The following is a 13,040-nucleotide window of genomic DNA, read 5'->3' on the forward strand; positions in this document are numbered from 1 at the left end:
TGAACGCACCGTTCACTCCCTTCGGCTGTTCAGGTTCCGCTGCGTGCGGGCTGTCATCGCCGACTTCCTCGGCACCCGCTTCGGGTTCCTCCTCGGCTTCTTCATCCGGCTTCACGGCGCGCGAGCGCAGCGTGCTCGAGGCGCTGCGTCCGTTCCTCGGGGCCGACGCCGAGGCACTGTACGCGGCACAGGGTCGCTCGCTGCATCGGCTCGTGTGCTTCGCGCGGGATTCGTCGCTGCCGGGGTGCGCGCAGCTGCTGTGCGGGCTGCGCCTGGCGCGGGAGCTGTTGGCCGAGGAGCTGCGTGCGCGCGAGTCGTTCCATTCGCTCCGCGCCGTCTCGGACTATCTGACGCTGCATTTCGCGGGGCAGGCGCACGAGAGCTTCGCGGTGCTCTTCCTCGACGCTCGCCACACGCTGCTGGCCTTCGAGGACCTGTTTCGCGGGACGCTGACGCAGACCGAGGTCTATCCGCGCGAGCTGGTCAAGCGCGCGCTGCATCACAACGCGTCGGCGCTGATCCTCGCGCACAACCACCCTTCGGGCGCGGTGGAGCCGTCTCCGGAGGATCTGGCCGTGACGCAGGCGCTGAAGTCAGCGCTGGCGCTGATCGACGTGCGCGTGCTCGACCACATCGTGGTCGGTGCGAACCGGGTGACCTCGATGGCCGAGCGCGGCCTGCTCTGAGCACGGCCGCGGGGCGCTGCGGCGCCCCTTTTTTGCCTTTGCCGCGGGCGGGCCGGGCTGCGCAAGCGCTGTCGGATGCCGCGTGGCGGTCCGTCCGATGGCCCGCTCGTCCGGCCTGTCGATCGGGCGTCCGAGTTCGTGCGGGGAAAGCGCAGCGAAGAAGGGAAGGAGCGGGAAGACGAATGAGGAGGGAGAGGGAGGAGAGGGGGGGGAGGGGGGGGAGGGGGGGGGAGGGACGGTCTTGCTGGGGCCTTCAGCGTGGCACGGCGTTCTCGCCGTCAAGGGCTGCGCGCCGCGGCTGCGCGCGGCGCTGGCGGCCTGCGGCCGTCGTGGACCCCTGACTGCTGCGCTGCGCCGTGCGGTTTCCGGCCGCGGGCAATTCCGCCCGGACAACCGGAGATCGTCATGGACGAAAAATCACACGTTTCGCTGGAACAGCACCTCTGCCTGGTATGCGGCTTGAACTTCGATACCGGCGGCATCCTGTTCGACAGGCGCCTGCGCCAGAGCATGCAACGCCACACGGTGACAGGCTGGGGCCTGTGCGGCGAGCATCGCAGGCTCTTCGAGGAGGGCTTCGTCGCACTCATCGAATGCGACCCCGAGCGCAGCGGTGTGCCGGCCGAACAGGACCACATGCGGCCCGAACAGGCCTGGCGCACGGGGCGGCTGGCGCACGTCAAGCGCGAGGCCCTTGCCCGGGTGACCCACGTGACACTGGCACCCGAGGCGCCCTGCGTTTTCGTGGAGCCCGGCGTGATCGAGCAGCTGCGGGCGATGATCGAGCCCGAAAAGGACTGAACGTGCATTGAGGTCCTTCATGCGCCGCTTCGCGAACTGCGGGGCGGCGCACTTTCTTTGTTGCCCGCCGTGTCTCGTCCTGGTGGCACCTTGCTGGGTTGCCATTCGGGCGATGGGTGGACTGTCCGGCATGCCCCCTGTTGCCCCTGCATGTGTGCGCGTGTGACGGCCGGCGCATCGCCCTCGCTGACCATGGCTGTGGCGAATGACCGGTGTCGGTGGCCGGTCTGCAGTCGTCCCGCCTCTGGATCGACGCATGGCGCGGGTCGCTCCCCGCTCCAGGGTGAAGGCGCCGCCCCCGTCCTCGCCCGGTCCTCGCGATGCTCGGCTGCGGCCTGCGGGCGGGCCCTGGACCGTCTCGCTGGCCCCTTGCCGGTTCTGCGTCGAGGCGGCTCCGACAGCAGATCCTTCCACCACCGCGGCATGCGCCGCAGAAAGGCTTCGCCATGACCACGTCTTCTCGAACTTCTCGCCCTTCTCGTGACGCCGTGCCCGGCCCGGCCGTGGTGCGGGACCCGCAGACCTCGGGCGTTCCCCCCATGCCCCCCGAGGACTCTCCCACTGCAGGTGAGTCGGATGAGGGGCGGCTCCGGCGGGGTTCGGGCGAGCGCGCGGGCATGAACATGGATGTGAAGCGCGTGATCACGGACCGGATCGTGGCGATGCTGGCGCAGGGCGAACATGTATGTCGTGCGCGCTGGGTGCAGGCCGCGGTACGCGGGACGCCGCGCAATGCCGCCACGGGGCAGTCCTACAGGGGCGTGAATGCGCTGCTGCTTTGGGACGCGGCGATCATGCAGGGCTTCGAGGTACCGCAGTGGCTGACCTACAGGCAGGCTCAGGCGCTGGGCGCCCAGGTGCGCAAGGGCGAGCGCGGCGTGTTGTGCGCGCAGTTCCGGCGCGTGAGTGGCGGCAGCTGTGATGGCGCGCCGGTCACCGGGCCGCAGGACGGGTTCCTGCGGTGGCGACCGTTCTGGTTGTTCAATGTCGCACAGGTCGACGGGCTGGCTGCGAAGCGCTTCTTCGACCCGTTGGCCGCCAGTGCCGCAGCCCCTTCGGCCGAGTGGCATGGCGCGATGGAAAAAGCGCTGCGTCTGGTCGGTGGCTGCCATGCAGCGATTCGCCATGGGTTCGATCGCGCAGCGTATGTGCCGGCGTCCGACGAGATCCGCTTGCCTTTGCCGACGCGATTTGCGAGTTGCGAGAACTACGCGGCGACGCTGTTGCACGAACTGGTGCACTGGAGCGGGCATCCGCAGCGGCTGCATCGCGCGTTCGGCGCGCGCTACGGGGATGCCGCCGGCGCGTTCGAGGCGCTTGTGGCCGAGCTCGGCGCGGTCTTGCTGATGGGGCATTGCGGACTTGTCGGTGCCGTCGTCGAAGGCCATTCAGACCGTCTTGCCGACTGGTTGGCGTTGCTGCGCCATGACCGCAGTGCGATCTTCACGGCCATGCGCCTTGCGGGCGAGGCCTTCGATTTCATCGTCGCGCGGCAGATGCCGGTGCTCGCGTCACTTGCATGACGCGATCGCCTGCAGTGACATGGCCTGCCGATCTTCGGCCGATGGATCCCGCCGCGAGGCGCTCAGGACTTGGTGACTTCGTTCGGTGATGCGGCCGAGCCTCCTCATTGTCCTGGTCGACGAGGCGAGGAGATGGGGCGTGTCGTTCGGACTTCGGGCAAGGGTGCTATTGCTGCCGCCGAAAGAGGCGCTCGTCTTCCGATGGGAACGCCGGCGCCGAGGCAGCCGGCGTCAGCGGTGGGCGGCAGGCGCTCCTGCCCCTTGTGCGTCGATGGTGTGGCCATCGGCCTTGCGCATGCGCGATGCCTCGCACGCCCGGTGCGAAGAATGCCGGCGTGCTGAAGGCCGGATGGCATCGGCGTCTGCGCCGCCGGAACGCCGTCGACGCGCCGCTGCCACGGGCCATGGGGCAGTCCGGGCTGGCGCGGGCCTCCACACACACACACACACACACCGAGGGTCCGGCGTGCGCGCACGAGCGATCACCGGGGCGCGCCGGCGCTGAAAAAGCGGGGAATGCGGGTAAGGCGGCAGCAGGGAGAAAGCAGAAGGCAACGACGTGAGTGGAGTGGCCGGCTGGTCGGCTGGTCGGCTGGTCGGCTCCTTCAGCGTGGCACACGGTTCTCGCCGTCAAGGCCTGCGCGCGCCGGTGGCGCGCTCGCGGTCTCCCGGCCGTCTTCGAACCTTGATCGCTGCGCTGCGGCGTGCCGGCAACGGTGCCGGGCCATCCCGCCCGCAACCGTTCAAGGAGAACACCATGGCTGCTTCCCGTTTCGCCTTCCTCACCGAGGCGCAATTCGACCAACTGCTGGCCAACGGCCAGCGGTCGCAGGTGCGATCGGACTTCGATCCGCTGCCCGTGGTCAAGCTGTTCACGCCCGATGCCGGTGCCACCTGGCTGCCAGGCGGGATCGATCCCGATGCCCCGACATCGCCTTCGGCCCGTGCGACCTCGGAATGGGCTTTCCGGAGCCGGGCTGGGTGAGCCTCGTCGAGCTGTCCCAGCTGCGCGGGATCCTGAATCTGCGATCGAGCAGGACCTGCATTTCCGCGCCGTTCGGCGCCTGAGCGCCTATGCGAGGCAGGCCCATCGCGCGGGGCGCATCCAGGCCTGAAAGGGCTGCCGCTCGTTGAGCTTGGCCACCAGCACGACTGGCGGTCACTCGGCGCGTGCGCCGGCGCGTTTCTCACGCTGTCCGGGCCGGTGCGTCACAACCCGTTGCTTTGCAGTTGCCATTCATTTGAATTACAAGGACAGATTAATTCAGCATCGACTGGAGACTCTTCATGGCCGCAAACGCACTGGTTCAGACTCGCATCGATCCGGAGATCAAGGAGCGTGCCACCGAGATACTCGACAACATCGGCCTGAGCGTCTCCGACGTGATGAGGATCGTTCTGACCCGCGTGGCCAAGGAAGGGGCGCTGCCGGCAGGCTTGACTGTGGATGCCGCTGCGTACGACGCTTGGTTCCGGGCCAAGGTACAGGAGGCTCTGAACGATCCGCGCCCGGCCGTACCTCATGAAGAAGTCGAGTCGTATTTCTCCAAGCGCCGTGCTGCCGCCCGGCGCGAAGCAGGTGCGGATGGCGCGTGAGGCTTGAGTGGTCGCCGTTGGCGATGGAGGACCGGAGGCGCATTTTCGATTTCATCGAGAAAGATGATCCACGTGCCGCGATCTTGGTGGACGATCCGCATCGCGGCGCAAAAAGCTGGTGCTAATGCGGTTCCCGGAGGGCGGACGTCCAGGGCGTATGGCAGGAACTCGGGCACTGGTCGCCCGTCGCACGCCGTACATTGCGGCCTACCTTGTTGCCAAGGGTTGCGTTCGCATCCTGCGCATTCTTCACATCGCGCAGTTGTGGCCGGAAGAATTGCCGGCTCTTGGTTGAAAATGGTGGCATTGCCATGCCATCCATCTCCAGAATCAGGTCCCTGTCCTACCTGGCGAGCCACGCCACCCGGATCGCCGAAGAGCTGGTGATGAATGTCACACCTTTTTTCATCACGCGGGATGGCAAGGCCTGCATGGTGATCGAGAACGTCAAGCAGTTCAGGGAAAAGGAATCGCTGATCGCTGCCTTGAAAATCATGGCCTTGGGTGAGAAGGATCGCATGCAGGGCAAAGATATTTCCGCCGCCGAATCCCGCGCGCAACTGGCCGCGGCTCGCCAACGTCGCAAGTAAGGGTCGTCTGGATTCTTCCCGGTGCCCAGAAGGACTTGCTTTCGCTTCAGGAGAACTTGCTCGACAAGGGCAACGAATCCACGGGCCCGGGGCCGAAGACGAGCTTTTCGAGAAGCTGACCATGGTCGACGCAGGCTTCTTGACGGGTGCGCCTGTATCGGCGCTTGCATCCCTGGGCACCTATGAGTCTCAGCGCCTCTCTACCTCACACCACTGGCTGGTCTATCGGCGCATGAACGATGACACCATCGTTTTCGCCGTGGCGGGCCTCCGGCAGCACGCCCCCCACGCTTTTGATGAAGCGCCTTTTGCGAATCTGATGGGGAGGGTGGGACCTGCCTGCGAGTTCGGCGGCAACCCTCGTCTCATGGTCCTGTCCCCCGCGCCTTGATGAGCACTTCGGGATACGCACCGTCCGTCACCGTACAGTCAGACCCTGTCTCGATGCGATGCGATGCGCGCACGCCGAAAGCGAAGCGGTCCTGCTTTCGCTGCAGCGCGAGCGCGACCTGGCTACGGATTTGGCTGCGGATCTGCCGGACCTTCCCGCCGAGGCGCGAGGCGTCCGACCCAGAATATCGTTCGGCGGATTGCCGGCGCGGTCATCAACCCGCCGCCGGCAGTCAAACCCGCGCATTGAGATCGCACGTGCGGCCCGTTGGGCCCACGCGAATCCTTGCGCGATGCACGGCAACATCCTTGGCTGCGCTCACGCGCAACCACGGTGTGAGAACGCGGAGCATGCCGGGGCTGCCTGTTCTGCCTGTTGGTTCCGTCTCCTCGGCGGTGCCCAGAGCGGCCTGCTGCCGGTATCTCAGGCGCCGGGTGGGCGTAGCTCGCGTGCATGGACGCTCAGGTTTCGGATAGACGCTGCGCGATCTCGCGGGCACCGAGGCCTCGCACTGCCGCGAGGTTTTCGAGCTGCGTCGCGCGCGGGCGCGCCTTGCCTTGCTCCCAGTGGTAGATCGTCTGTCCCGACACACCGACCAACTGGCCGTAGCTTGCCGCCGACAGCCCGAGCTTCGAGCGATGGGTGGCCAGCCGGCTGGCGCTGAATCTGCGCTTGGTGCCGGTGGTTTCCTCGATGACGGGGTCCGCCGTGGCGGCAGTGCGCGTCGCGCCTTTCGCCACACGTCGAATTTCCTTCTCGAGGGCACTCACCTGACGACGCAGTTCGGCGATCGACGCGCGATGCGCCATCGACGCTTTTTTAAGCGTTTCGATTTCGGCGCGCACTTCCTTGCGGGCGACGCGGGAGATTTCGGCTTTGAGTATCGAGGCGATGTTGGGCATGCGCGCATTCTGCCGCCTTGTCGCCGACCGCTCCGCAGGTGCATGCCCCTCTGGTGAGAACTGGGGCTCATTCCTTTGGCACTCGCTCACACTGGCGCAAGGACCACGTGTCCAACTCGTGCGCTCGTGCCCGTACCGGGCGGCCGCGTGTGCTCCATGCACGTTCGCACAATGGAACTGATGCCCGACGCGCATCCGATTTGAACCTGCTCTCGCGATCCTCGATGTTCGGCAAGCCGAACATCCGAGCGATCCGGCTCGCCACCAGGCGCGGCTCGACGGGCCTCGCGGTCGCGACCCTGGGTTCGGGTTGGTTGCCGGCTCGTGGGCGGCGATGGACGAGGGAGGGAATTCTTCGGGGGCTGAATTCTTGCGCGGTGTTGAGGGCAGGATAGACTGCTGTCAGACATTGTTTACAACGATGGCCTCGCGATGACCAAGACCTCTCGATCGAGCGTGATTGGGGCCCGGGTGTCAGCCGAAACCCGGACTCGGTTTGCTGCACTCGCGGCGTGTCTTCAGCTCACCGAGGCAGGCCTGCTCGCCCAGCTCGTCGATGAAGTGCTGCGGACCAATGCGCCTATGTCGTACGCATCTGAGTCGACACAGACTCCGCGTGCCGCGGGCTCCGACTGCCTCGCCCAAGACCGCATTACGCTGCGGCTTCGCGCGGGCGATCGCACCCTGATCGCTGAACGGGCTGAGTTGCGGGGCATGAAGCCGGGCAGCTACCTCGCGATGCTGATTCACAACCATGTGCACTCACCCATGGTGCTGCCACCGAAAGAACTCGCCCAGATCAAGGTGACCTGTGCGCACCTGGCCGCGCTCGGAAGGCAGTTCCGGATGTTCGGCTTGCCGAACAACGTCACGCCGCCGCAAGCCTCCGAGATCTGCGATGCGCTCTCGCTGGCCCGACGGGTGGTCGAGCAGGCACGCGAAGCAACGGCGGCCATCGCGCAGCGCAACCTGATCAGCTGGGAGGTCCGCAGCCACGAGGTGCCCCGTGCCTAAGCAGACGGTGCGGCTGGCGCGCGGCGACCGCCGATCGTCCGATGGCGTGCGCGACATGGCGCTGGACATCGTGAGCTATGGCCGGCGCGGGCCCGGTGGCATGCTGCGCTTCGGGACTGGAGAGATCGCGCAGATCCAGCGCACGGTGGGACGCACGCCCGAGGTGTTGGTGAAGGTCTCCGGCGGCGGGCGCGACGCTGATGGTGTCGAGGCGCACCTGCGCTACATCAGCCGGCATGGGAAGCTGCCCCTTGAGACCGATGAAGTACCCGCCATGCAGGGCCGTGGCGCCCCCAAAGAGATCGTCACCGACTGGCAACTGGACCTGTGCAGGAGCCAGTACAGGCCCAAGCCGGCCGCAGACCAGAAGGACATCCGCCCGAAGCTCGCCCACAACATCGTGCTATCGATGCCGCCCGGTACGCCCCCGGGGAAGGTGCTAGCGGCGGCGCGTGCGTTTGCGCGGGAGAATTTTGCGTTCCAGTACCGGTACGCCATGGCGCTGCACACAGATCAGCCACACCCGCACGTGCACCTCGTGGTCAAGTGTGAGCACGAGTTCGAGCCCAGTAAACGTCTCTACATTCGCAAGGAGACGCTGCGCCAGTGGCGCGAGCAGTTCGCCGCGCTGATGCGGGAGCAGGGCGTGGCCGCCAACGCGACGCCGCGGCAGGTGCGCGGGCAGATCCGCAAGCCGCTGAAAGACGCGATTCATCACCGACTGCGTGCGATTCGGGAGTTCTGGCGGCTGGGACCGGACGAGCGGGCAGGTCGGCGGCCGCCGAAAACTTCGAGTTTCATGCGGGCCAAGCTAGGGGCAGTGCTCGGGGCTCTACAGACAAAGCGAGAACGCCTGGATGCCGGCAGAGATGAGATGCGGCGCACACGGCAGCAGGTTCGGACAGATTGGCAGTCGACTGCCGACAGGCTGCGAAGGCAAGGCCAAGGGGAACTGGCCGACAGCGTGGAGCGCTTCGTGGCTCGCATGCCAGCTGTACAGACGGATTGGCAGCGCATGGCCCAGCATTGGAAAAATACGGCGCGAAATCGAGTGCTGGAGCGCGTTCATGTCGGTGGCGTCCCATTCCGTGGTGTGGCTCCACAGCGCGGAGAAGGCTGAGTTGCTCGGGTACTCAGCGCGTCACAGCCAAGTGGGCGCAGTATTGCCCGGGGTCTGCAAGCCTTCCAGCTGCATGTATCGCCTGTTGAGCGTAAGCGTCTGCCGAACACGCCTTGATTACTAAGGAGAAGATGAGTGGATCTAGGCCGCTATGATGCATACGCGCGAAAGAGCAGCAGCCATGGAACGCTTCACCATCTCCCTCGACGACGAACTGACCCATCAATTCGATGAGTTCATCGCCGGCAAAGGGTACGGCAACCGCTCGGAAGCCGCTCGCGATCTGATCGCTCCCGCCTGGGCAGCGCAACGCTCGACAAGCCTTCCAAATGTCTGGCCGCTTGGTGCGCGGCGAACGTGAGCTATGGCTACAACCATCACGAGCACACCGTCACCACCCGTGTGCGGGACCTGCAGCATGCTCACCACGAGCTCGTGATCATCACTGAATCGCATCCACTAAGATCGGCCCGATGAAGCAAGAGGGCGGGCGCGGGGCGCGCCGGAAAGAGAGTGTGGAGCGCAGCCTAGCTGTGAGTGCACGCGCGCCGGCCGTGTCCGGCGAGACTGATGGGCAGCTTGAGGCGGCATCGCGCGGCGCGGTGGAGTCGAGCCTCTCGCGTCTGCTTGGCACGCTGGGGCTCTTCTCAACGGCCAGTCCCTCGCTCACCGTGGAAGAGATCGCCACCCGCCTGAAGGTGCCCAAAAGCACCGCCTACCGCTACATCCAGGAACTGTCAAAGGTGGGCCTGCTGGTGCGGCTGGACCGCAGCATCACACTGGGTCCGCGCATCATCGAGCTGGACCGCTGCATCCGCGAGTCCGACCCGGTGATCCGCGCCGCCGCGCCGCCGATGCGCGAACTTGCCGAGCAGACGGGCCTGGACGTGTTCCTGTCCAAGCTCTATGGCCACTCCATCATCACGGTGCACACCGAGTTCAACGACCCGCTGCCGCACCTGCGCTATGGCCGCGGCCGGCCCGTGCCGGTGTCGCGCGGCGCGAGCGCGAAGGCGCTGGTGGCTTTTCTTCCGGCAGCGCGGCTGCGCCGGCTGCACCATGAAATGGCTGGCGAGTCCGCCGACACACCCCCGTGGGATGCGTTCTATGAGGAAGCGCAGCGCATCCGCCGAGAGGGCTACTGCAGGACCTCGGGCGAACTCAACGAGGGCAAGACCGGCGTGTCGGCGCCCATCTTCGGCCGCGGGCGGCTCGTGGTCGCCAGCGTCACCGCACTAGGCAGTGATGCACGGCTGGCGCTGTTCGATGCGGAGGCCATCGCTGAACTAGTCAAGCGCACCGCGCACATGATCAGCGTGCGCCTGTCGGCCGACGGGCATCTGTAGAGACGCCGGCCAGCCCGTTCAGAAGACGATGTTGGCCTTCTTGACGATCGGCGCGGCCGCCGCCAGCGAGCGGCGCCATGTTTCCAATGCCTGTGCCGGCGTGCTCACCACGGGCTCCAGGCCCAGCGCCACCATGCGCGACTGCACCTCGGCGTCGCCCGCGATGGACTGCAGCGCCGTCGCGAGCTTCGCCACGACCGGCGCAGGCGTGCCTGCGGGAGCGAACACCGCGAACCAGCCGGCATTGCCCATGTCGCGCACGCCCAGTTCCTCGAAGGTGGGCACCGCCGGCAGCGAGCTCACGCGGCGCAGGCCGGTCACCGCCAGCGGGCGCACCGAACCGGCCGTCACCATGGCCTCCACGGCAGCGACCGTGAGGAACACCGCATCCACCTGGCCGCCCATGAGGTCGGTGATGGCGGGCGACGAGCCCTTGTAGGGCACGTGCAGCAATTCGACGCCGGCCGATCCGGCCAGCACCTCGCCCATCACATGGGCCGAGGAGCCCGCGCCGAAGCTGCCGTAGCTGAGCTTGCCGGCCTTCGCCTGCTGCAGAAAGGCGCGCAGGTCCTTGGCGGGGCTTTCGGCGCGCACCGCCAGCACCAGCGGCGCGTTGGCCATCACGCTGACGATGGTGAACGCCTCCTGCATGCTCTTGCCGGGCGCCACCTGCTGCTTGGAGGCGAGCGCGGCGATCACGTGCGTGGAGTTGCTGCCGAACATCAGCATGTGGCCGTCGGCTGGCTGCTGCAGCACGGTGCGCGCGGCGATCAGGCCGTTGGCGCCGGGCTTGTTGTCGATCACCACCGTGCCGCCCAGCGCGGCCTGCAGTTTCTGACCGATGAGTCGGGCCACGGTGTCGGTACCGCCGCCGGCTGCGAACGGCACCACGAGGTTGATCGGCCGTTCCGGCCAGGTGGCCGCGCGCGCCAGCCCGCTGCTGCAGGCAGCCAGGGCCGCGAGAGCGCCAAGGGCCTTGCGGCGGTCAACAAGATGTACGGAAGGAAATGGGTCAGAGGTCATCGTGCGATGGGAGATCGGAAGAAAAAACGGAAGGAGCGAGCGGCTGGCGTCAGTCGACGCGGATCTGCCGCGCCTTGACGATGCGGTCATAGGTTGCGCGGCCCTCGGCGATGCGGGCCGCCATCTGCCCGGGCGTGCTGTAAACAGTGGTGAAGCCCAGGTTGCCGAAGGTCCTGGCGACGGTCTCGGAGGCCAGTGCGGTGCGCATGGCCCCGTTGAGCCGCGCCACGATCTCTGGCGGCGTGCCCGCGGGCGCCAGCAGGCCGAAGAAGCCCTGGATCGTCATCTCAGGCAGGCCGGCCTCGGCGGCGGTGGGAATGTCGGGGAAGGCGGGGTCGCGCCGCTCGCCGGTCATGAACAGCGGCACCAGTTGACCGGCGCGCAGGGCGCCGATCAGGGGCGAGCTGACTTCGTCCATCAGCTGGGCCTCGCCGCGGATCACCGCGTCCTTGGCCATGACGGCGCCCTTGTACGGCACATGCACCACGGGCGCGCCGGTGGCGGCCAGGAAGATCTCGCCCAACAGGTGGTTGCTGGAGCCCGCGCCTGCCGAGGCGAAGTTGAGCTTGCCCGGCTCGCGCTTGGCCAGCGCGACGAATTCCTGCACCGTGCGCACCCCCAGGCCCGGATTCGTGACGAAGACGAAGGCTTGCGTGGCACCCAGGCTCACCGGCACCAGCGTGGCGACGTGCTCCTGGTTGGGATAAATGGCCGGTGCCGCCGTCAGGCTGCTGCCGCTGCCCCACAGCAGGGTGTAGCCGTCCGGCTTTGCGAGGGCCGCCGCCCTGGTGCCGATGCGCCCGCCCGCGCCCGCGCGGTTCTCGACCACCACAGCCTGCTTGAGCTCGACTGCCAGTGCCTGAGCGACGGCACGCGCCGAGATGTCAGTGGAGCCGCCCGGCTCGAAGGAGACGATGAGCGTGACCGGGCGCGAGGGCCAGGCCTCGGCGCGGGCGGCGGTGTTCCCGAGCGGGCAGACCAGGCCCAGCAGGAAGACGGCGGCTAGGCGGCGGATGGAAAAAAGGATCGGCATGGAGGGCTCCTGCAGAAAAGGCTCAGCGGCCACGTCAGTCCAGCGAGACATCGGCCTCGCGGGCCACGCGACGCCATTTGTCCAGCTCGGCCTGCAGCTTGGCGCGGAACTGCGGGCCGTCAGCCGCCGTCACCGCCACGCCGCGCGCAGCGAGGCGCGATTCCATGTCGGGCGTACGGATCACCTTGTCCAGCGCGGTGCCCAGGGCCGCCACCACGGCCGGCGGCGTGCCCGCTGGCGCGAACACGCCCATCCAGCCTTCGGCCACCAGCCTGCCGTAGCCCAGCTCCTGCAGCGTGGGCACGTCGGGCAGGCCGGGCAGCCGGCTGGGGGAAGGCGTGGCCAGCGCGCGAAGCTTGCCGGCCTTGATCTGTGGCAGCACCACGGCGGTGGTGTCGAAGGTGAAGTCCACGTCGCCGGCCAGCAGCGAGGTCATGGCCTGCTGGCTGCCCTGGAAGGGCACGTGCGCAGCCCGGGTGCCGGTGGCCTTCAGGAAGAGCTCGCCGATCAGGTGGTTGGTCGACCCGATTCCGAAGGACGAGTAGTTGAGCTTGCCCGGCTGCGCCTTCGCGGTGGCGATGAGTTCGCGCACGTCGCGCACCGGCGAGCCCGCGGGCACGGCCAGCACGAAGCTCACGGTGCCCACCTCGGTGATGGGGATGAAGTCCTTCAGGAGGTCGTAGGGGGCGGTTTTACGCGTGACGGGGTTGATCAGCAGTTCGGCGCCGGTGCCGAAGAAGAGCGTCTGGCCGTCGGGCCTGGCGCGCGCGACCGACTGCGCGCCGATGGTGCCGCCAGCGCCCGCGCGGTTGTCCACCACGATCGATTGCCCGAGTTCCGGCGCCAGCTTCTCGGCAATCAGCCGGGCCGCGCCGTCGGTGCCGCCGCCTGGCGGAAACGCAACCACTAGGTGGACGGGTGCCGTCGGGTAGGCCTGGGCGCAGGCCAGTACAGGCAGCAGGCCGGCGAGAGCGGCCAGGCAGGGCAACAGGAGGCGTCGGAGCATGGGCATGGT

Annotated in this window: 15 protein-coding genes and 1 pseudogene; 12 read left to right on the top strand and 4 right to left on the bottom strand. The window is 67.4% G+C overall.

Features of this window, described 5'->3' with window-relative positions; translation table 11 throughout:
• Positions 1 to 50 precede the first annotated feature (50 nt).
• From radC to ACTJLF_RS08435, 7 genes and pseudogenes are all read left to right on the top strand, one after another.
• A complete protein-coding gene (gene radC, locus ACTJLF_RS08405) occupies positions 51 to 686 on the top strand; it encodes a RadC family protein (RefSeq protein WP_440882990.1) in 636 nt (211 codons plus the stop codon).
• Between the two features lie 405 nt (positions 687 to 1,091).
• A complete protein-coding gene (locus ACTJLF_RS08410) occupies positions 1,092 to 1,487 on the top strand; it encodes an ATPase (protein WP_440882843.1) in 396 nt (131 codons plus the stop codon).
• Positions 1,488 to 2,104: 617 nt separating this feature from the next.
• Positions 2,105 to 3,010: an ArdC family protein gene (locus tag ACTJLF_RS08415; RefSeq protein WP_440882844.1), complete on the top strand. Its 906-nt coding sequence runs from the start codon at positions 2,105 to 2,107 to the stop codon at positions 3,008 to 3,010.
• Between the two features lie 757 nt (positions 3,011 to 3,767).
• Positions 3,768 to 4,125: pseudogene (locus tag ACTJLF_RS08420) on the top strand (DUF2958 domain-containing protein).
• Between the two features lie 172 nt (positions 4,126 to 4,297).
• Positions 4,298 to 4,606 (top strand): type II toxin-antitoxin system RelB family antitoxin, encoded by a 309-nt coding sequence (relB, locus tag ACTJLF_RS08425; protein WP_440882845.1) that lies wholly within the window; start codon positions 4,298 to 4,300, stop codon positions 4,604 to 4,606.
• A 311-nt stretch (positions 4,607 to 4,917) separates the two neighbouring features.
• Positions 4,918 to 5,196, top strand: a complete 279-nt coding sequence (locus ACTJLF_RS08430; protein ID WP_440882846.1) for a type II toxin-antitoxin system Phd/YefM family antitoxin — start codon at positions 4,918 to 4,920, stop codon at positions 5,194 to 5,196.
• A gap of 121 nt (positions 5,197 to 5,317) precedes the next feature.
• On the top strand, positions 5,318 to 5,587 hold the full coding sequence (locus ACTJLF_RS08435; protein WP_440882847.1) for a hypothetical protein: 270 nt from the start codon (positions 5,318 to 5,320) through the stop codon (positions 5,585 to 5,587).
• A 461-nt stretch (positions 5,588 to 6,048) separates the two neighbouring features.
• Here the strand turns inward: ACTJLF_RS08435 and ACTJLF_RS08440 are convergent, their stop codons facing one another.
• Positions 6,049 to 6,489, bottom strand: a complete 441-nt coding sequence (locus tag ACTJLF_RS08440) for a helix-turn-helix domain-containing protein (RefSeq protein WP_440882848.1) — start codon at positions 6,487 to 6,489, stop codon at positions 6,049 to 6,051.
• Between the two features lie 432 nt (positions 6,490 to 6,921).
• On the opposite strand from ACTJLF_RS08440, the gene ACTJLF_RS08445 reads away from it, so the two are divergent.
• The 5 genes from ACTJLF_RS08445 to ACTJLF_RS08465 all read left to right on the top strand — a co-directional run bounded on the left by ACTJLF_RS08445 (position 6,922) and on the right by ACTJLF_RS08465 (position 9,969).
• The gene (locus ACTJLF_RS08445) at positions 6,922 to 7,503 is read left to right on the top strand and encodes a hypothetical protein (protein ID WP_440882849.1); all 582 of its coding nucleotides are present in this window, start codon (positions 6,922 to 6,924) and stop codon (positions 7,501 to 7,503) included.
• Positions 7,504 to 7,558: 55 nt separating this feature from the next.
• Entirely contained in the window at positions 7,559 to 8,623 is a 1,065-nt protein-coding gene (locus ACTJLF_RS08450) for a relaxase/mobilization nuclease domain-containing protein (RefSeq protein WP_440882991.1), read from the top strand.
• 181 nt (positions 8,624 to 8,804) lie between these two features.
• Entirely contained in the window at positions 8,805 to 8,984 is a 180-nt protein-coding gene (locus tag ACTJLF_RS08455) for a ribbon-helix-helix protein, CopG family (RefSeq protein WP_440882850.1), read from the top strand.
• Positions 8,981 to 9,100: a hypothetical protein gene (locus tag ACTJLF_RS08460; protein ID WP_440882851.1), complete on the top strand. Its 120-nt coding sequence runs from the start codon at positions 8,981 to 8,983 to the stop codon at positions 9,098 to 9,100. Before ACTJLF_RS08455 ends, ACTJLF_RS08460 begins: the two co-directional genes overlap by 4 nt.
• 77 nt (positions 9,101 to 9,177) lie before the next feature.
• Positions 9,178 to 9,969 (top strand): IclR family transcriptional regulator, encoded by a 792-nt coding sequence (locus ACTJLF_RS08465; RefSeq protein WP_440882852.1) that lies wholly within the window; start codon positions 9,178 to 9,180, stop codon positions 9,967 to 9,969.
• Positions 9,970 to 9,987: 18 nt separating this feature from the next.
• Here ACTJLF_RS08465 and ACTJLF_RS08470 read toward each other — a convergent pair whose 3' ends face one another.
• Genes ACTJLF_RS08470 through ACTJLF_RS08480 form a run of 3 tightly spaced genes read right to left on the bottom strand, consistent with a single transcriptional unit; the run spans position 9,988 to position 13,037 of the window.
• Positions 9,988 to 10,992, bottom strand: coding sequence for a Bug family tripartite tricarboxylate transporter substrate binding protein (locus tag ACTJLF_RS08470; RefSeq protein WP_440882853.1), 1,005 nt, complete (start codon positions 10,990 to 10,992; stop codon positions 9,988 to 9,990).
• A gap of 49 nt (positions 10,993 to 11,041) precedes the next feature.
• Positions 11,042 to 12,025 (bottom strand): Bug family tripartite tricarboxylate transporter substrate binding protein, encoded by a 984-nt coding sequence (locus ACTJLF_RS08475; protein ID WP_440882854.1) that lies wholly within the window; start codon positions 12,023 to 12,025, stop codon positions 11,042 to 11,044.
• 34 nt (positions 12,026 to 12,059) lie between these two features.
• On the bottom strand, positions 12,060 to 13,037 hold the full coding sequence (locus ACTJLF_RS08480; RefSeq protein ID WP_019655342.1) for a Bug family tripartite tricarboxylate transporter substrate binding protein: 978 nt from the start codon (positions 13,035 to 13,037) through the stop codon (positions 12,060 to 12,062).
• Positions 13,038 to 13,040 lie beyond the last annotated feature (3 nt).

This window comes from Variovorax sp. 22077 (genome assembly GCF_052044195.1).
GTDB lineage: Bacteria > Pseudomonadota > Gammaproteobacteria > Burkholderiales > Burkholderiaceae_C > Variovorax > Variovorax atrisoli.